At 63.0% G+C, this 19,747-nt stretch carries 13 protein-coding genes and 2 pseudogenes; 2 read left to right on the forward strand and 13 right to left on the reverse strand.

Features of this window, described 5'->3' with window-relative positions; translation table 11 throughout:
- Positions 1 to 113 precede the first annotated feature (113 nt).
- A complete protein-coding gene (gene mfd / locus DYST_RS07005) occupies positions 114 to 3,569 on the forward strand; it encodes a transcription-repair coupling factor (RefSeq protein WP_239950943.1) in 3,456 nt (1,151 codons plus the stop codon).
- A gap of 129 nt (positions 3,570 to 3,698) precedes the next feature.
- Here mfd and DYST_RS07010 read toward each other — a convergent pair whose 3' ends face one another.
- The 8 genes and pseudogenes from DYST_RS07010 to DYST_RS07045 all read right to left on the reverse strand — a co-directional run bounded on the left by DYST_RS07010 (position 3,699) and on the right by DYST_RS07045 (position 13,085).
- Positions 3,699 to 4,196 carry a DUF3761 domain-containing protein gene (locus tag DYST_RS07010; protein WP_239950944.1) on the reverse strand — a complete coding sequence of 166 codons (498 nt, stop codon included), beginning with the start codon at positions 4,194 to 4,196 and terminating at the stop codon, positions 3,699 to 3,701.
- A gap of 254 nt (positions 4,197 to 4,450) precedes the next feature.
- Positions 4,451 to 4,846, reverse strand: coding sequence for an RcnB family protein (locus DYST_RS07015; protein ID WP_239950945.1), 396 nt, complete (start codon positions 4,844 to 4,846; stop codon positions 4,451 to 4,453).
- Between the two features lie 253 nt (positions 4,847 to 5,099).
- A complete protein-coding gene (locus DYST_RS07020) occupies positions 5,100 to 6,611 on the reverse strand; it encodes a chemotaxis protein CheW (RefSeq protein WP_239950946.1) in 1,512 nt (503 codons plus the stop codon).
- 14 nt (positions 6,612 to 6,625) lie between these two features.
- Positions 6,626 to 7,102, reverse strand: a complete 477-nt coding sequence (locus DYST_RS07025; protein ID WP_102303390.1) for a chemotaxis protein CheD — start codon at positions 7,100 to 7,102, stop codon at positions 6,626 to 6,628.
- A complete protein-coding gene (locus DYST_RS07030; protein WP_102303389.1) occupies positions 7,095 to 7,928 on the reverse strand; it encodes a CheR family methyltransferase in 834 nt (277 codons plus the stop codon). Before DYST_RS07030 ends, DYST_RS07025 begins: the two co-directional genes overlap by 8 nt.
- A 10-nt stretch (positions 7,929 to 7,938) precedes the next feature.
- On the reverse strand, positions 7,939 to 9,636 hold the full coding sequence (locus tag DYST_RS07035; RefSeq protein WP_239950947.1) for a methyl-accepting chemotaxis protein: 1,698 nt from the start codon (positions 9,634 to 9,636) through the stop codon (positions 7,939 to 7,941).
- Between the two features lie 459 nt (positions 9,637 to 10,095).
- The gene (locus tag DYST_RS07040) at positions 10,096 to 11,370 is read right to left on the reverse strand and encodes an alpha/beta hydrolase family protein (RefSeq protein WP_239950948.1); all 1,275 of its coding nucleotides are present in this window, start codon (positions 11,368 to 11,370) and stop codon (positions 10,096 to 10,098) included.
- A gap of 70 nt (positions 11,371 to 11,440) precedes the next feature.
- Positions 11,441 to 13,085, reverse strand: a pseudogene (locus tag DYST_RS07045) (serine hydrolase).
- A 487-nt stretch (positions 13,086 to 13,572) separates the two neighbouring features.
- On the opposite strand from DYST_RS07045, the gene DYST_RS07050 reads away from it, so the two are divergent.
- On the forward strand, positions 13,573 to 14,016 hold the full coding sequence (locus DYST_RS07050; protein ID WP_239950949.1) for a phosphatase PAP2 family protein: 444 nt from the start codon (positions 13,573 to 13,575) through the stop codon (positions 14,014 to 14,016).
- Positions 14,017 to 14,210: 194 nt separating this feature from the next.
- Here DYST_RS07050 and DYST_RS07055 read toward each other — a convergent pair whose 3' ends face one another.
- The 5 genes and pseudogenes from DYST_RS07055 to DYST_RS24300 all read right to left on the reverse strand — a co-directional run bounded on the left by DYST_RS07055 (position 14,211) and on the right by DYST_RS24300 (position 19,691).
- Positions 14,211 to 16,478, reverse strand: coding sequence for a thiamine pyrophosphate-dependent enzyme (locus DYST_RS07055; protein ID WP_239950950.1), 2,268 nt, complete (start codon positions 16,476 to 16,478; stop codon positions 14,211 to 14,213).
- Positions 16,479 to 16,590: 112 nt separating this feature from the next.
- Positions 16,591 to 17,085 carry a hypothetical protein gene (locus DYST_RS07060; RefSeq protein WP_239950952.1) on the reverse strand — a complete coding sequence of 165 codons (495 nt, stop codon included), beginning with the start codon at positions 17,083 to 17,085 and terminating at the stop codon, positions 16,591 to 16,593.
- Positions 17,082 to 17,622: pseudogene (locus DYST_RS07065) on the reverse strand (GNAT family N-acetyltransferase). Before DYST_RS07065 ends, DYST_RS07060 begins: the two are co-directional and overlap by 4 nt.
- Positions 17,623 to 17,787: 165 nt before the next feature.
- A complete protein-coding gene (locus DYST_RS07070; protein ID WP_239950954.1) occupies positions 17,788 to 18,957 on the reverse strand; it encodes an acyl-CoA dehydrogenase family protein in 1,170 nt (389 codons plus the stop codon).
- Positions 18,958 to 19,109: 152 nt separating this feature from the next.
- Positions 19,110 to 19,691: a GMC oxidoreductase gene (locus DYST_RS24300; RefSeq protein ID WP_428993984.1), complete on the reverse strand. Its 582-nt coding sequence runs from the start codon at positions 19,689 to 19,691 to the stop codon at positions 19,110 to 19,112.
- Between the last annotated feature and the right edge of the window lie 56 nt (positions 19,692 to 19,747).

Genomic DNA, 19,747 nt, shown 5'->3' on the forward strand with positions numbered 1-19,747 from the left:
AGCGCCCCTGCAGAAGCTAGCCACAACCGCCCCGGCCTGTCCGGGGCGGTCGCGTTACACTTGCCCGCTTTCCCGGCGCGGCATGAGGCCTCGCCATCGATAGTTGGGTTCGCATGGCTAATACGATTCCCCACCCGCCCCTGCCCACCACCCCCAAGCAGCGTCGCTTCTGGACGTCGCCGCACGGCTCTTCTCGCGCCCTGCTGGTCGCTGAAGCGGCGCGCACGCACCAGGGGCTGTTGGTCGCTGTGACGCGCGATACGCAACGCGCGAGCGCGCTGGAAGACGAGCTGCGTGTGTTCGCGGGCAACCTGCCGGTGCTGCACTTCCCTGACTGGGAAACGTTGCCCTACGACGTGTTCAGTCCACACCCGGACATCGTCTCGCAACGCATCGCCACCCTGTACGAGTTGCCGAATGTGCAACGCGGCGTGCTGGTGGTGCCTATCGCAACGCTGATGCAGCGCATCGCACCACGTAGCCACATCACCGGCGCGGGCTTGGTGGTGAGGAAGAAGCAGAAGCTCGACCTCGCCGCTGAGCAGCGCAGGCTCGAGGCCGCTGGCTATCGCAACGTGCCGCAAGTAGGTGAGCCCGGCGACTTCGCCGTGCGCGGCGCGCTGATCGACATCTTCCCGATGGGCGCCGTCCAGCCGTACCGCATTGAGCTGTTCGACGACGAAGTGGAATCCATCCGCAGCTTCGATCCGGAAACGCAGCGCTCGCAACAGCAGGTAGACCATATCGAATTGCTGCCCGCGCGCGAATTTCCGCTCACGGAGAACGCCGCCAAGGATTTCCGCACGCGACTGCGCGAGCGCTTCCCGATCGACGTGCGCCGCTGTCCGCTCTACCAGGACATGAAGGAAGGCGTGACGCCGGGCGGCATCGAGTACTACCTGCCGATGTTCTTCGAGCAGACGGCCACGCTGTTTGACTACCTCGCCGATAACGCCGTATTCCTGCTCGGGGAAGGTGCACTGGAATCAGCGGACCAGTTCTGGACGCAGACCGGCGAACGCTACGACCAGCGCGCGCACGACATCGAGCGCCCCGTACTGCCGCCGGCGGAGCTGTACCTTGCTCCGGAACTGCTGCGCGAACAGCTCAACAAGCGCCTGCGCGTGGAAGTGGTGGAAAGCGGCCACGAACATGCCGTGCCCAGCGGCACACAACCCGCGCCGGAACTGCCGCTCAACCGCAAGGGCGAGGAGCCCGGCACGTCGCTGCGCCACTTCCTGTCGAGCTACCCGGGACGGGTGCTGATCACGGCCGACTCGGCAGGCCGCCGCGAAGCCCTGATCGAACAGCTCGCCAGCGCAGGTTTGAAGCCCGAAACCATCGACGGCTGGCAAGCGTTTCTTACCGGCAGCGACAAGCTGCGACTTGCCATCACCATTGCAGGGCTGGAACAGGGCTTCGCCCTTAAGGAACCCGCGTTCACCGTGCTTACCGAGCGCGAGCTGTTCGGCGAGCGCGTACGTACCGACCGCAAGCGCCGCCGTGGCGCTGCGCGCGATCCAGAAAGCATCATCCGCGACCTCACCGAACTGACCATCGGTGCGCCCATCGTTCACGTCGACCACGGCGTGGGCCGATACCAGGGTCTGGTGTCGATGGAACTGGGCGGCATGGAAGGTGAGTTCCTCACCATCGAGTACGCCAAGGGCGACAAGCTGTACGTGCCCGTGGCACAGCTCGGTTTGGTCAGCCGCTATACCGGCACCGCGCCCGAACTCGCACCGCTGCATTCGCTGGGTGGCGACGCGTGGGAACGCGCACGCCGCAAGGCCGCCGAGAAAGTGCGCGACGTCGCCGCCGAACTGCTGGCCATCTACGCGCAACGTGAAGCACGCGGCGGCGAGTCGATGTCGATCGACCGCCAGATGGTGGAGGAATTCGGTGCCACCTTCCCATTCGAGGAAACGCCTGACCAGGAACAGGCCATCGATTCGGTACTGAAGGACCTCGCCGCTCCGCGCGCCATGGATCGCGTGATCTGCGGCGACGTGGGCTTCGGCAAAACCGAAGTGGCGTTGCGCGCCGCCTTCGCCGCCGCCACGGCAGGTCGCCAGGTGGCGGTGCTCGTACCCACCACCCTGCTCGCGCAACAGCACTACCGCAATTTCGCCGACCGCTTCGCCGATTGGCCGGTACGCGTGGACGTGCTATCGCGCTTCAAGTCGACCAAGGAAGTGAACGAGGCGCTCAAGCGTCTTACCGATGGGCAGATCGACGTGATCGTGGGCACCCACAAGCTGCTCTCGCCCGAAATCAAGTTCAAGAATCTAGGCCTGGTCATCGTCGACGAAGAACAGCGCTTCGGCGTACGCCAGAAGGAGCAGCTGAAGAAGCTGCGCGCCGAGGTGGATCTGCTCACCATGACGGCCACGCCGATTCCGCGCACGCTGAATATGGCGATGAGCGGCCTGCGCGACCTCTCGCTGATCGCTACCCCGCCCGCGCATCGCATGGCGGTGCGCACCTTCATCGCGCAGTGGGAGCCGGCGCTGGTCCGCGAAGCTTTCCAGCGTGAGCTTCAACGTGGCGGTCAGGTGTACTTCCTGCACAACGAGGTAGACACCATCGAGCGCACTGCACGCGAGCTGGAGGAACTGATTCCGGAAGCGCGCATCGGCATCGCCCACGGCCAGATGGCCGAACGCGATCTGGAACGCGTGATGGCGGATTTCCATCGCCAGCGTTTCAACGTGCTGGTATGCACCACCATCATCGAAACCGGCATCGACATTCCCACCGCCAACACCATCATCATCAATCGCGCTGACCGCTTCGGCCTCGCACAGTTGCACCAGTTGCGTGGCCGCGTCGGCCGTTCGCACCATCGTGCCTACGCCTACCTCGTGGTACCCGATCGCAAGGCCATGACGGCCGACGCGGAGAAGCGGCTGGAAGCCATCGCCTCGCTGGAAGAACTGGGCGCAGGCTTCACACTCGCCACGCACGATTTGGAAATTCGCGGTGCGGGCGAGCTGTTGGGCGATGAGCAGTCCGGTCAGATCCAGGAAATCGGCTTCGGCCTGTACACCGAACTGCTGGAGCGTGCCGTGCGCGCACTGAAGTCCGGCAAGGTGCCCGACTTTGACCTCAGCAGCGAGCATGAGACCGAAGTCGAACTGCACCTGCCAGCACTGATTCCCGACGACTACCTGCCGGACGTCCACACACGCCTGACCTTGTACAAGCGCATCGCCAGTGCTCGCAACGAGGACCACCTGCGTGACCTTCAGGTCGAGATGATCGATCGATTCGGGCTGCTTCCCGATCCAGCCAAGCAGTTGTTCGCGGTGGCACAATTGAAGTTGATGTCCACACCGTTGGGCGTTCGCAAGTTGGACTTCGGCGCCAATGGCGGACGCATCACCTTCCGCGACAAGCCGGAGCTGGATCCGATGGCGATCATTCGCCTGATCCAGAGTCAGCCGCGCGTGTACAAGCTGGATGGGCAGGACAAGCTCAAGGTGAATCTGGAGTTGCCCGGTGCGACTGAGCGTATTCGCGCGGCGCAGGAAGTGCTGGTGCAGTTGGGCGCGCGACGGCCGGGGTGAGGGCCGCAAGCACACGGCACGCAAAGCGCCTCAGTTCTGCTCCCTCTCCCACTCGGGGAGAGGGAGCCAGCTCACGCTCAAAAAAAAGGCCCGCAATCGCGGGCCTTTTTTCGACATCTCATTGCACGCTTACTGCGTACAAGCCTTCCCATGATCCGCGTGATACCCCTTGGCCTTCGCATCGGCTTCGCTCATGTATGCGCCCGCCTTGGTCTTGCCGTACCACTTGTCGCCCTGGCAGTGATAAACCTTGCTGCTGTCGTTTACCCACACCAGGCCCGGACCACCACCCGGCGCCGCATTAGCCGGCGGCTGTGACCCTGCCGACTTGCTGCTGGTTGCCGCGCTCTTGCTGGCGGGAGCCGCTGCCGGAGCAGCCGCTGGTGCTGCTGCGGCGGCAGGAGCGGCGGGAGCTGCTGCTGCAGCCGGTGCGGCGGCCGCGGCGGTGTACCACTCCTTGACGCCCTGGTGACCTGAGCAAGCGCCCTTCTTGGTGGCGTGGTCGGTGTAGCTCCCGTCCTTGCACTGACCCGTCGAGCCAGCGGGTGCGGCGGACTGCTGTGCATACACCGCCGGTCCGGCCAGAAGACCTGCGAGCAAAACTGCCATCAGACCATATGACTTCATCTTCGATCCCTCCTGTGCGAATTCGCCTGCCCCATGGGAAACCTATCCCGCGCGACGGAACGTGTCCCCTGTCCGCGTCATCCGCAACCACGGAATCACCGTCGTTGCGTGACGTCCATTAAGCGCTCAAGCGCCTGCGCGAACACTATGCGCCAGACGCGTGACGCCTTATCACGCTGCCTCAATTGGCGTTCATCTGGCGTGATGTCATTTCGCAAATTCATGCGAATTGAGCTGTGTGGCTGTTGTCCCTCTTAGTGATTGATCACCAGGTCCGCGATCACCCCTGTGGCCACGGCGACCAGCAGGAAATCGCCGGTGTCACTGCGGATCCACACGTGATCCGGCGGCGGCGGCGCAAGGTGGTACGCGTGGTAATCCACGTAGTAGCGACGGTCGTGGTAGTACTCCTCGGGCACGCGTCCACCCCGGTGGTACCAGCCCTCGTGATTGCCGCGGTCGTGCACGATCACGTAGTCGTGGTGGTCGCGATCCGGCCCGTGGTCACGGTCGCGATCGTGGTCATGCCCTTGACCGTGCTGATCCTGATCGTGCTGATCATGGTGGTCGTCGTACTGAAACGGTGCGGCGGCCACGGTCGTGGAAACCATCACGGCGCCAAGCATCAGTGCGAGCAATGTCTTCTTCATGCGAACTCTCCATCGGATGATGCCGTGGACTCGAGCGCGCCCCCAGGCGCACTTCTCCACGACGGCGCCATGATGTGATTCGCAACGATGCACGATGAGTGAATCCGATCGCAAAAACAGCGCACAAGATCGGCGCAAATTCATGCGTTGAGGCATCGTTGTGTTTTGCGCGATCACACACGCCGGAAAGGAAAAGCCATCCCTGGCCACCCCGTTCCGTTTATGCAGGACAGGGCACGTCCATACCGTTCGCTCAATGCACCGTCCGGCCACTGAGGCGCTCCTTCAGTGGCGAGGCATCCAGCAGAAGCAACGTGCGTTGATCGGGCAATTCGACCACGTCGCGCATGTCGTTGCGCAACGCCGGGTCGATCTGGTTGCGCAGCACGCCTGGCACACCGAGCTTGTCGGCCACATCGATGGTCACGATGTTCTCGATGGCGTCCACCACCAGACCGAACTTCTCGTCATCGTTCTCCACTACCAGCACTTTGGCGGCGCGCACGTCCGCGTAGCTCTTCATGCCGTAGAGGGACCGCATGTCGATGATGGTGACCAGCTTGCGGCGGAGGTTGAGGATGCCACGCACATAGTCCGGCGCTCCCGGCGGCTGCATCATGTCGTTGGGGAAGTCGATGACTTCGCGCAATTGGTCGATGCGCATGCCCATCAATTGCTCGAGCCGGAACGTGACATAGGTTTCACGCACGCCGCTGCGTCGCTTGCCCTGCCCGCGCTCCGCTGTCGATTCCACTGTGTACAGCTCACGGTGACCCTGGGTGATGTCGGCGACGGTCGCATCGCTCAACAGCGCCAGTTCGTCAATGAGCAGGATATCCGGCGCAGCCTCGCGGCTAATGCATCCGGTGAAGAGTGGCGGGTGTTCGGCATGGAACGACGGGATGACCAGTAGTTCCTCGTCGCGGTAGCTGACGATGCTTTCCACGTCATCCACCAGCAGCCCGAAGTCCATGTCCTTCTGGCGCAGCACCACGATGCGCCGCGCATCCTCGAAGTCACCCGCAACCGCCGTAGGCGACGCCGTGGACGGCAGGCCGAGGAAGCGGGCGAAGTCGACCACCGGCACGGTGTTGCCGCGCAGGTTGAGCATGCCCAGGCATAGTTCACTGGCGAGCACGGACGAGAGCAGCTCTGGCACGCGGATGATTTCGTGGATGGCTCCCATCGGCAGTGCGAGACGGGTGTCGTTGACGCGAAAAGACACACCCTGGCGGCGCTGTCCCTGCGCCGCGCGCAGACGTGCGGGATCGGACGCCTGTGCGTCGCCCCGCGGCATCGGCATGTCGGGCAGCCGATGCAAGGCATCCACGTTGAGGATCTGCAGGATGCGCTGGCCGCCATCTAGCTTGAGCGCGCCGCCGATCATCGATGGCGCGCCATCGCTGCCGCTGAACATCACTTTCTGTTCGGTCGGCACGCGCAGGATCTCGCCGGTAGCGTCGAACAACAGCCCCACGCGTCCCTGGCGAAACTCGACGATGGCGATCTTGGCGCCTTCGCGCGGTCCCCGCTCTGGGAGTTCCAGCACCTCGCCAAGATGGACGATGGGAATCAACCGACCGCGGAGATTGAACAGGCCAAGCAGATACGACGGCGCCAACGGCACCTGTGTGACGACGGACGGATAGTTCACTACTTCCTGCACGGCCGCCACAGGAAGCACCAGCTCGGTGTCTCCCAGGTGGAACGAACCGAACATCTCAGCGGCATCCTGCCGTACGAGCGAAGCGATCGATGATTCCATGGCCATGCTCCGGTTTACGTTGTGCGGCCAAATGTCCTGACCGCAAATTGGTGTTGCGCGCAATCGATCACGAGCTGGCGACCACTGTCGCCACCCACGTCGACGTGCACGACCTTGATCCTGGTCTCTGCCAGCAGCCGTTGCGCCATGCGCACGTTCTGCTCGCCGATAAGGCCATGCCGAGGCATGACCGCGTGTTGCACCATGCACGCGCCGCCAGCGACCACGGCCTCCACTTCGTCCTGCTCTCTGCGTTCCAACTCCATCATCGTCAGCAGCGAGGGCATGGCACCGGTAACGTATTTGGCACCCTGTCCCGGTTCGCCTTGCGGCGACTCCGGCAACAGGCAATGGGCCATGCCGTAGACTCCACGACGGCGCCATAGCAGGCCGATGCCCACGCACGAACCTAGGATGGCGCGCAGCACGTCGGTGCCGCGGCCGATCCGCACTTCGCACATGCGCACCTGGATGTCCTGCCCGTCAGGCATGCGCGCGCTCCTGGCGGCGATAGACCAGTGGCTGTTCAAAATCGAAACCCACGTTGAGCCTAGTCAACGATTCGGATTCGCCAATGATCAGCACGCCGCCGGGCGCCATGGCGCGATGCGCGTTCTCCAGCACATGGCGTTGTCCCTCCTCGTCGAAATAGATGAGGACATTGCGCAGCATGGTGATGTCGAAGCGCGCAGCGCCATCCAGGCGCTTGTGCAGATGGTGTTCGCGGAACACCACGTGCGCTCGCAAGGAGGGTGACGCCAGATAACCGTCGCCGCTTGGCTGGAAGTATCTGTTAAACAATTCCGGCTTCGCGCGCTTCAGCCCTTCGATGCTCTTGCCTTGGTAATGCCCGGCCTTGCCAGTCACCAACACGTGGCTCGCGATGTCGGTGGCAAGGATCTGATACTTGAACGCGGGGTGATGCTCGCGGAACTCCTCGCAGAGCATGGCCATGGAGTACGCCTCTTCACCGGTGGAGGCGGCCGCGGACCAAAGCTGCAAAGTGGCCCCGCGATGCACCCGGAACCACTCCGGCAGCAAATGCTGCTGGAAGTGTTCCCAGATGCGTGGCGTACGGAAGAACGACGTCTCGTTGGTGGTCACCAGGTTGATGAAGGCGCCCACTTCTTCTGGCTGCGCCTCCAGTACCGCCAGGTAATCACGGTAGCGGCAGAGTTCCAGTGCCTGCAGGCGGCGCCGTAGGCGCCCCTGCAGCAGGGTCCATTTCCTGTCCGCCATATGGATACCGGTATGGCGTTGCACTTTGTCCAACAGGGCACGCTGGGTGCCTGCGTCAATCTCGTTTTCGATGTCCACGACCGACTCCTCAGACGACGAAACGCTGCACCATCCGGTTCAGTTCCTCCGCACCCTGCGTGAGCGAGGTGGTGGAGCGCGCGATGGTGTCGCACGACGCTGCCGATTTCTCGGTCTCCTCGGCGACCTGCTGGATGGCCGTGCTCACTTCGCGCGCAGCTACTAATTGCTCGTCCGCACCGCAGGAGATTTCGGAGATGGCCTGTGTGGTGCGCCCCACTCCCGCGACGATCTTCTCGAACGCTTCGCCGGCCTGCTTGGAGATTTCACTGCCCTGCGCCACGCGCTTCACCGATTCATTGATGAGCTTGGAGATTTCCTTGGTGGCCTGTGAGGAACGCTCCGCCAGCTTGCGCACTTCGTCTGCTACCACGGAGAAACCCAGGCCGTGTTCGCCGGCGCGCGCTGCCTCGATGGCGGCATTGAACGCCAGCAGGTTGGTCTGGCTGGCGATCTCACCAATCACCTTGATGATCTCGCTGATGTCCTCGGACGACTTGTTGATCAACTCCATCGCTTCGATGGAACGGGTGATCGCCTTGGCGCCTCGCTCAGCCTCTTGGTGCGTGTCCTTGGCAAGCTGGTCGGCGCTGCGCGAATTGGTGGCGATGGAATTGATCGAGGCAGTGAGCTCCTCAATCGATGCATTCATCTCCTCCACGGTGGCACCGAGTAATTGCGCACCGCTTGCCACGGTGCTGGCACGACCGGAGATGTCCTGTGAGCTGCCGGAGAAGCTACCCGCCGAGTCGACTACCTTGCCGATCACGCTGCGCAAGTCGCTCATCATCTGCTGGATGCCATCGGCGAGCTGATCGATGGGTTCGCTGCCTTCCACGCGCACTTCACCCGTCAGGTCGCCTTCCGCTGCCTTGCGCACGGTCTTGAGCAACGCCTCGACCTTGCGCTGGTCATCGGCGGCGCGCAGCTTCACGCTCTCTTCCAGCTCCACTTGTGCGGTGACATCGGTGGCGAACTTCACCACCTTGGACAAGCGGCCGTTGCCGTCGTAGATCGGGTTATAGGTGGCCTGGATCCAGATCACGCGACCGCCCTTACCCAGGCGCTTGTAGCGCCCCGCATCGAACTCGCCGCGATTGAGCTTGGCCCAGAAATCCGCATAAGCCGAACTGGCCGTGTAGCTTTCTTCGCAGAACATGCGGTGGTGGTGGCCCTGGATTTCATCCAGCTCGTACCCCAACGCCTTGAGGAAGTTGTCGTTGGCGGCCAGCACGTGGCCGCTCAGATCGAATTCGATCATGGCCTGCGCCTTATTGATGGCGTTGACCTTGCCTTCGTACTCGGCCTTTTCCTGACGGCTGGCGGTGACGTCAGTGGCGAACTTCACCACCTTGTACGGCTTGCCGCTCTCGTCGAAGACTGGGTTATACGAGGCATTGATCCACACCTCGCGCCCGTCGCCGCCGATGCGTTTGTACTCGCCGCGATCAACGATGCCCTTGCCGAGGTTCTCCCAGAACTTCTTGTACGCAGCGCTGGCGGCGTAAGCGGGTTCGCAGAAGATGCGGTGATGCTGGCCGCGGATATCTTCCAACGTGTAGCCGAGCGCGTTGAGGAAATTGTCGTTGGCGTGGAGGATCTTCCCTTTCAGGTCGAACTCAATCACCGCCTGGACCTTGTTGAGCGCTTCGTTGACTGCACGCAACTCATGCGGCTCAAGCTGCATATCCGGTGTCTCTTTACCCATGGCCCCTCTCCATCGTTGGTAAAAACGCAGACCGAGAAATCGGTGCGGGAGAGGACCGGATGCGTTGTACCAACGACGCCAAGGCCTGCCACTACGTGCCCGGCATCCCCGCGCGGGCACGGTAAGCAACCTCTATGTCCTCCCCCTGCGTTGAGGGATATCGGCGTGAGGGGGAGCTGCCTTTAGGGGCAAATTTCCGCGAAAAATCCTTGGCTTCTGTGAGTTTCGTGAGAAATCGGCATGGATCGATTCAGCGGGTAGGCGTGGCCTGCCATTTGAATCGAGATAATGTGACCGGCATCGCAAAATGGGAGCGCTCGCTCTTTGCGCATCTGTCGAACGGCCTATGGCTTACGGCGGAGCCTGTTAACGCTATTGGCGTGGCCCGCGTTGCTCGTCTAGCGGCTAAAAAGCCCCCAGCGCGGGCCACGCCAAAGCGTTACCAAGCCATCACCCATGTCACGGGATACGTTCGCCCGTGCCGTACGGCGGCTTGTCGCTCTGACGGATCCAGTCCGCCAGCAGGCGGAAATAGCCGTCCGTGATGCGCGTGACATGACGGGTGCCGTCGGCGTCCTGGGTGAACTCGTACATACCGTGGTCGGTGTGCGGGTACACGTAAAGGTCGATCGGCTTGCCTTCGCGCTTCAGCCCCGTCAGGCGCTCGCGGGTGAGGGCTTCAGGCGCGTCCCGGTCCTCGCCGGCAAGCACCCACAGCTGGGGAATATCCAGGGCCCGGATCGCCGCGACGGCGTCGTAATGCCAGTCGATGTTGAGATTGTCGTAGCGCGGCGCACCGGTACGACGCAGGTCCGTTTCGTCTTCCGCCAGCAGCTCGCCGGTGTATTCGCCTTCGATGGTGTGCAACCAGGGCTCGCTGACGAACTTGCGCTTCACCGCGGCGAGCTGCTCATAGCCTGCCGTGAAGTGCGAGGCCATGACGGCACCGGTGGCGTCGGTGACTTCGCGCACACGAGCGATGGCGGCTGCGTCGTAACCCTTCTCCTGCATCTCTACCACGGCCTGCTGCTGGTCTTCTTCTAGCGGCGTCATCACCAGGCCAAAACCCACCTCGACAAAATCGGCGTGCGCAAGGGCCGCCGCGCGCGGCGCCACCCAACCACCCTGGCTGCCGCCGAAAAAGCCCGCGCGCGAATAGCGACCCGCGGCGAGCTTGCGCGCCTCTTGCAACGCCGCTGCGGCGTCGTCGGCGAGCAGTTCGAAGCTCTGCGTGTAATCACCACCGGAGCCGCCAGTGCCACGCTTGTCGTACGCAAACACAGCCAGGCCCTGCGCGGCGAACATATAGGGGTAGTAGCCGCCGATGGCCGGTGTCTTCTCGGAGCCATGCACGAACACTACTAACGGCTGCTTGCCTTTCGACTGCGCGGGCTCGATCAGCATGCCGGCGAGCTCGGTGCCGTGGCTCTTGAAACGCGTAGGTGTCTCGCGCAGCGTCCATGCGGGCTGCGTGGCGTAGTGCCCATCATCCTGGCGCACGCTCACCGCACCCTGCTCGCAACGCACGGGCGCATTGGGCGCATTGACGTTGCCGCGCCGACCATCGAGAAAGGTGTAACGCTCTGGCGCCTGCGCGCCATCCCCTGTCGGGTTGGAGATCACCACGGGTGGCTTGCCGGTTTCCCCATACACGCCGTAACGACAAGATGGCGATGCGGCCAAACTGGCGCCGGCGAATGACAGGCACAGCAAACCTGCAACAACGTGCTTCATGGGGGTACCGCTCCGTGGTGGGGACGCCGCCACTATAGGCAGCGCCCCTATGCAGCGCCCCTGCTGTTGGTCAGGGCTTGCCTTCCTTGACCGGAGCGAGACGAAGATCCTGGAAGTCGAAGCTGAAGTCAGTCAACGGCGACACCGGCTCCATGCGTACTTCACGCACCTTGCCGTCTGCATCGAGCGAGTAGCTGACGAAGGCATCTGCATTGAGTGCGCGATCATCCCAGCGCACGATGAAAGTGTCGTGCTGCCATGGCGTCATGGTGCCTACCAGCTGCGCGGTCTTGGAAAACACCATGCGCAGCTTGCCGCCCTGCTGGCTCACCACGATGTCGCCATACCAGGGATCGCGGAAGGTACCGGCATAACCCGGCAGCGAGAGCGACGGCTTGCCACTCTTGTCGCGCGCGGCCTCATGCATCTTCCAGCTGTTGTCGGCGTTACCTTCGGACTTCTTCACCGCGGCAGCGTACGCAGCCACCCAGTCGGTCTTGTCCTTGCCCAGATAAGCATCGAGCACGCGATAGGTGACAGCGTTGAATGCAGCACCCGATTCCTGGTTGGTCAGCACCACCACACCGAGGTTGAGCTCAGGCACCAGCGTCACGCGTGACACCATGCCCGGCCAACCACCGGTGTGCCACACCAGTCGCTGGCCCTGGTAATCGGAAAGGAACCAGCCCTCGCCGTAGCCCGCGAAGTTGGGACGAATGGCCTTGAGCTCCGGCACCGGCGGCTCGGAAATCTTCATCGGCGTAAGCATCGACCACATCTGCTTCTGGCTGTCCGCGGAGAACAGCGGCTTGCCGTCGGGCAACATGCCACCGGCAAGTTGCACGTTCATCCATTTGGCCATGTCATGCACGCTGGCATAGATGCCGCCCGCGCCAGAGTTGTTCGACCACGCCATCGGCGGCACCGGCTTCAACTCGGTGAAGTTGAACTTGGCGTGGCCCATGGCCACGTCCATGCCGGGCTTGAGCTGCGACATGTCGATCAGTGATTCGTCCATGCCCACCGGGGCGAAGACGCGATGGGTGATGAAGTCCGTATAGCTCTGCCCTGACACTTGCTCGATCACCAGCGTGGCGACCGCGAACAGGATGTTGTCGTAGGCAGTAGGCACTACGGAAACTGGTGGCGAGCGGTACGTTGCGCAGACGCTGCACCACGTCCTTGGTGGAGTACGAGGTCGGTGGCCAATACAGCAGATCGCCCGCACCAAGACCCAGCCCGCTGCGATGCGCCAGCAGGTCGCGAATGCGCATTTCGCGCGTCACGTACGGATCGGACATCTGGAACCACGGCAGGTGGTCGATCACGCGATCATCCATGTTGAGCTTGCCTTCCTCGGCCAGCATCTGCAGCGCGGCGGCAGTGAATGCCTTGGTATTGGAGGCGATGGCGAACCGCGTGCGTGCATCGACTGCTTCGGGCTTGCCCAACTCGCGCAGACCGTAGCCTTGTTCCAGCACGACATGCCCGTCCTTGACGATGGCCACGGCGATGCCCGGCACATCGAACTGCTTGCGCACGCTGTCGACGTAGGCGGAGAAATCCTGCAACTGCCCCGGCAACGCGGGCTGTGCCTGACTGGTTGCGGCCGCAGGCGCCACCGATGCCGGCGCCGTCTGCGCCCACACCGGCGCAGTCAGGAACAGCAGCGCGCAATAACCCGCCACGCGCGGGGAAAGGGTTCGCAGAAACATTCGGCCACTCCACAACGGCAAAGACCACCACTATCGAGGCAAAGCGATTCCTGATCCAGCACTGAAAGTCACGCCGCGTAGCGTCTCGACGCCGTGCGCCTCAGCACGGATCATGCAACGTTGCATTGAGGAGTTTGCATGAACGACTTGGCCGAATGGATCGCCACCCACGCCCTGCCCGTCTGGGCGGCCCTGTTGATAGCCGCCCTTTTGGTGGGCGACGTGGCATGGCAATGGAATCGCCAGCATGGCGAACGAACCGCGGCGGTCGGTGGTCGGCCTGTCGCTGTCCGCGGCGTCACCGCCTTGTTCCTGCTGGTGTCGATGGGCCTGTTGTTCGCGGCTATCGCTGTGGCGCTGAAGGAGGAAGCCACGCGCTGGCTGCCCTCCTTCGACCAGTCGTTGGCCGAAGACCTGCACAGCAGCATGCAGCCCGGTGTGTTGAGAGCGGTGGCTGCCGTGTCCCATCTCAGGCGATCTGGGTTCGGTGGCCGCCGCGACGGCGGTGATCCTCGCTGTCCTGCTGCTGCGCAGGCATCTGCGACTGGCGACCTGCTGGGCCATCGCCATGGTGGGTATCGTGCCGATCAACAGCGGCCTGAAGGCGCTGTTCCAGCGTCCGCGTCCGCTGGACAATCACGGCTTCATGGTCGAACACGGCTGGAGCTTTCCCAGCGGGCACGCATTCGGCGCCATCGTGTTCTACGGCATGCTGGCCTACGTGCTGCTCCGCCTGCTGCCCCATCGCTGGCACCGCTGGGTGATTGCGGGTGCCGTTGCGATGGTGGGCGTGATCGGCCTGAGCCGGATCGTGCTACAGGTCCACTACTTCAGCGACGTCATGGCCGGTTACGTCAGCGGCATGGCATGGCTGGCGGTGTGCCTTGGCGGTGCTGAGTGGTGGCGGCTGCGTACCTCAACGCAACCGTAGGAGCACCATATTGGCCGGATCGTTGCTGTCCGCATTGTTCGCCGCGCTGGGCTTGCGCCGCGCGAACAAGCCGGACATGGCGCGTGTGCTTTCGTCCTAGAGAATCAGGATGCGTTCGGACGGACAGTCATGCGGCTTGCAAGCGGTGGCCAGCAAAAGGCGACGTCGCACGAGCGACGCCGCCATACCATCGATCAGGCCAGCTTACGCGCCGCAGCCACCACATCGGCGTCGCCCGGCAACACCAGCAAGGCCGCGCCGGCGAGTGGCGTGTAGGTATCCTCACCCACCACGCGTTCCAGCGGCGTGGCGCCGGAGCCGCCTTCCACGATGGCGGTGATGATGCCCTCGCCTACGCCTGCGCTGCGACGACCTTCGTCCAGCACGATGATGCGCTTGGCCGACTTTGCTTGCGCTGCAATGAAGGCATTGTTGAGGGGCGCCAGCCAGCGTAGATCCACCACGCGCACCTTCCAGCCGAGTTCGGCTTCGATGGTGCGTGCCGCGCGTAGCGACATCGTCACGCCGTTGCCGAAGGTGAACACAACAAGATCGTTGGCCGCTTCGTTGTAAATGCGGCCTTCGCCCAGCGGCATGGCCTCGCCCGGCGCGGGGTAGGCAAACTGCCACTGGCCATCGCCTGCGTCATACAAATCCTTGGTCATGTACAGCGCAATGGGTTCGAGGTAGGCGCACACACGCCCATCGACCTTGGCCAACGCCGTCATCGTGCGCAACATGGTCGCTGCGTCGTCGCCGCGACTCGGGCAACCCACAACGAGCCCGGGAATATCACGCAGTGCGGCGATGGAATTGTCGTTGTGGAAGTGGCCGCCGAAACCCTTCTGGTAACCCAGACTGGCCACGCGCATCACCATCGGGTTGCGATACTGATCATTGGAGAAGAACTGCAACGACGCCGCTTCACCGCGGATCTGGTCGCAGGCGTTATGGAAGTACGCCAGGTACTGGATCTCGGGCAGCGGCAGCATGCCCATGTTGGCGTAGCCCTGTGCCAGACCCAGGATGATGGTCTCGTCCAGCAGCGTGTTGAACACGCGGCTGCCCTTGAAAGCTTTCTGCAGACCCTTGGTGACGGTGTATACGCCACCCTTCTGCGCCACGTCCTCGCCAAACAGCAGCGACTCGGGATACTTGGCCATGATGTCGTGCAACGCCTGACCGATCTGGATGGCCAGATGACGCGGCGGCTGTTTTTCCGGCAGCTTCTCTTCGCTGCCGAAGGCGGCGACACGGCGCTCCTGGTAATCGACGCGCTCGGCTTCGGCCTTCACCGCGTCGGGCGTGTACGGCGCCAGCGGCTTCATCACTTGCTCAAGTGTGCTCAGGCGCGGACGGCGGTCTGCATCTTCGGCGGCTTCGAAGCAACGCTTGCGGGTCGCTTCGTTCAGCGCGAGCAGCGATTCCTTCGTGTACAGGCCGGACGACAACGCGATCTCTGCCGAACGCAGCAACGGGTCGGTCGCTTCGACGGCAAACAGTTCTTCCACACTGCGCCATTCGATCTCGAAATCGGTGCCGGCGTGGCCCATCACGCGCGTGGTGCGCAGATGCAGGAAGGTCGGGCGGCGCGTGGTGCGGCAGTGCTCCACCGCCTGCTGCACCTGTGCATAGCCGCCGGCGAGATCCAGGCCATCGGCATAGAAATAGTCGAGATCGGCACGATGACGGAAATTATTTGCCACCCAGCCGCTCGGCGTCCTCACCGAAATACCGATGCCGTTGTCCTCGCACACGTAAAGCACTGGCGCGGGCAGCTTCTGGTAAGCCGTCCAGCCCGCGGCGTTGAATGCGGTCTGCGCGGTGGCGTGATTGGACGACGCGTCACCGAACGAGCAGATGGCGATGCTGTCCTCAGGGATCGGCAGCGTATGGCCGATACGGCGCGCCTGTTCGATAGCAACGGCCGTGCCCAGTGCCTTCGGCAAATGCGAAGCGATAGTGGACGTCTGCGGCAACACCCAGAGCGGCTTGCTGCCCCACACTTTGTGGCGACCACCGGAGGCGGGATCATCCATGCTTGCAGCAAACGACAGCGCCGAATCCATCACCGGATCCATGCCAGGCAGCTTACGGAAGCGCTCGGCCATGAAGCCGCCGGAACGGTAATGCAGGAAGGCCGGGTCGGTATGGCGCGTGAGGCGCGCAACCATGGCGTTGCCTTCATGGCCGCTGGAGCCGATGGTGTAGAACACCTTGTTCTGCACGCGCAGCACGCGCGCCATCAGGTCCAGGTGACGGCTGATCAGCTGCGACTCCAGTAGTTCGCAGAAGCCCCGCGCGTTGAGTTCGCTGCCCGGCAACACCGGCGCGTCATCACCACCGGGCTGATGTACTTCACCCTGCCAGAGCTGCACGAACTCGGTGAAGTTCTGGTCGACGATCTCGGCGCGATTGAAACCCTTGTGGCGTCCCGTGAGGGAGTACGGAATGGCGGTCATGATGTCTCGTCAACAAGCAGCCGTGAGGCGGCAATCAGGGGATTATTGGGTTGCGGGCAACACACGCGCCAGTACGGTGCGTGGAGCGATTCAGGCGGGCGTGCATTTCGCTTCAATCCACTATCCGAAGCGGCGAGGAGGAGAGCTTGCGCAAGAGTGTCGCCCGCTGGAGATCCTTGTCGCGCCCGAAGCTTTCAAGGATACGAATCTGGTCATCGATCGACGGCACCGGCACGGCGAGCCCGTTCAAACCCACCAGGGTCAAGCGTCCGGCCTTGACCGGATGCCAACCGTCACCCTGGTTGAGCTCCAGCCCGCCCATCACCTCGACGGGCATACCTGGAAAACGGAAGCGGGCGAAATGCGAGCGGAAACGTTCGGCGCCCGCCGGCTCATAAACGTGCTCGCGGCGGTCAGCCCATAACGCCATCAAGGCATCGGCGTCTGCGTGCGATACCAGTAGATCCACGTCCGCCACGGCGACGTCAGCGCCGGCCAGCAACGCAGCAGCACTACCGATCACGCACCAGGGTTCCGCGCAGTGCACGTGCAACTCCGGCACGATCTCGGCCAGGGTGGCGTACAGGGCGGGCGTGACGTGACTCATGTGCGCCGCTTCCACTCGTCGCGGGTCTGCCCCCCAGATCTCAATGGGGACGTCCTGGAAGGGTTCCGGCAGACGGCCAGGGCCGCGCAAGCGCGAGCCAAGTTTCGCCGCCAGGGCCTGCGACGGTGTGTTGGCCGGATCGATGTTGTGGATAACATCGTCCCAACCAAGATGGTCGAACGCCCAATCCATACAGGCGGCAGCGCCTTCCAACGCATAGCCCTTGCCCCACGCAGGCCGCGCGAGGCCCCAGCCGACTTCGCGGCCCGGCCAGCCTTCGGGAAACCACGGCCCCATGCGGCCAACCCACTGCCCCGTGTCTTTCTCGATCACCGAGAACATACCGAAGCCCTGAATGGCCCACGAGCCGACCATGGTAAGGAAACCACGCCATGCGACCGCACGCGGCTGCTGCCCGCCAATGAAGCGGGCGGATTCGGCATCGGCCATGTTGGCGGCCCAGCCATCGAAGTCCTCGGCCTGCGGCGGGCGCAGGATGAGGCGGTCAGTCTCGATATGGATGTCTTGCCAGCTCATGCGATGACGCACCTTCGCCTCGTGGCCCATGTATGTACCCTCACCGTCATCCCCGCGAAGGCGGGGATCCAGTGACTTTCATGCCAAGGCCAAGGCGCTGGATTCCCGCCTTCGCGGGAATGACGCTGAGGAACTACCGGCCTTGCTGAAATCGTGAATAAGCGCTCAGAACGCGTTGATACCCGTCAGCTCGCGGCCCACCACCAACTGATGCACCGTCTCGGTGCCTTCATAAGTGATGACCGATTCCAGGTTCAGCGCATGGCGAATGGCGACATGCTCGGTGGTGATGCCTGCGCCGCCGAGGATGTCGCGGCACTCGCGCGCGATGTCGATGGCCATGCGGCAGTTGTTCCACTTCGCCAGCGACACCTGCGTCGGCTGCATGCTGCCGGCGTCCTTCAGACGGCCGAGCTGCAACGAGAGCAGTTGCGCCATGGTGATGCGACGTGCCATCTCGGCCATCTTGATCTGAATGGCTTGGTTGGAGGCCAGTGGGCGACCGAACAGGATGCGCTCCTGCGTGTAGTTGAGCACTTCCTGCAGGCAGGCCTGCGCGGCGCCGATCGGGCCCCAGGTAATGCCGTAACGGGCCTGCGTGAGGCAACCCAGCGGACCCTTCAAACCCTTGACGTTCGGCAGGCGGTTGGCTTCCGGCACGCGCACATTGTCGAAGAACAGCGCAGACGTCACCGACGCGCGCAGGCTCATCTTTTTGTGCACTTCCTGCGCAGTGAAGCCCTTGGTGTCGGTCGGCACGATGAAGCCCTGGATGCCATCCTCCGTCTGCGCCCACACAATGGCGATGTTCGCGACGTTACCGTTGGTGATCCACATCTTGGCGCCGTTGATGACCCAGTCGCCGCCGTCTTTCTTGGCGTGGGTCTTCATGTTGGCCGGGTCGGAACCGCCATGCGGTTCGGTGAGGCCAAAGCAACCGATGATCTCGCCCGCCGCCATCTTCGGCAGGTACTGCATCTTCTGCTCTTCCGTGCCGTAGGCGTAGATCGGATACATGCACAGCGAGCTCTGCACGGAAGCGAAGCTGCGCAAGCCCGAATCGCCACGCTCCAGCTCCTGGCAGATCAGCCCGTAGCTGACACCGTTCATACCGGCGCAGCCGTACTTCTCGGGAAGCGTGGCACCCAGCAGGCCCAGGCTGGCGATCTCCGGAATCAGTTCATTGGGAAAACGGCCCTGGTCGAAGCAATCCCCGATGATCGGCAGCACGCGCTCGTCGACGAAGCGGCCGACGGCATCCTGCACCATGCGCTCTTCGTCGGTCAGGAGGGAACGAACGTCGTAGAGATCCAGCGGGTTCAAACGGGATGCCATAGAAATTCCGGAGACGACCTAAGGGAGTCAGCCATTCTAGCGATGCCTCCCGCTCCGGTCACGTCGCTGGGCAACATCCACAAACCATTGTCACAAAAGGGATTGCTATCCCTTTCCCGGTTTTTAGCGCCCGCTTTCGGCTACATCCCGACTCAGCCAGAATCGCGAAGGATCAGCGACGCCCCCCTCTCAGCCACCATCATTGTGGCGGCATTGATATTGCCGGACGTGATATTCGGGAAGATCGACGCGTCAACCACGCGCAAGCCATCAATACCGTGCACTTTCAAATGCTTGTCCACCACTGACGTGGCCGGGTCCGCGCCCATCGCACATGAGCCGCACAGGTGGTAGATGGAGCCGCTGTTCTCGCGGAAGTAGGAGAGCATGTCGGCGTCGGTTTCTACCTGCGGGCCGGGCAAAGTCTCCTTCACCGTGATCGAGCGCAGCGCCTCGGTCTGCATGATGCGGCGGATCAACCGACTGCCCTGGATCACCTCGGCAATGTCCTTGTCGGTGCTCAGGTAGTTTGGATCGATGCGTGGCGCATCTTCTGCATGGCGCGAAGCGATCCCGCACGGAGCCACGGCTCGTGGGGCGACACGGATTGAAGCAGAGCAGAAAACCCGAATACGGCTCAGGCACGATGGTGGCCTTGCTGCTCTTGGGTATCTGGTACGACAGTGGATTGAAATACAACTGCAGGTTAGGTGTGCCCTCTGCGCCGTCACCACGGAAAAAGCCGCCCGACTGGTTCACACTCATCGCCAGGGGTCCCTTGTGGCCGAAG

Origin of the sequence: Dyella terrae, assembly GCF_022394535.1 — a bacterium.
Taxonomy (GTDB): domain Bacteria; phylum Pseudomonadota; class Gammaproteobacteria; order Xanthomonadales; family Rhodanobacteraceae; genus Dyella.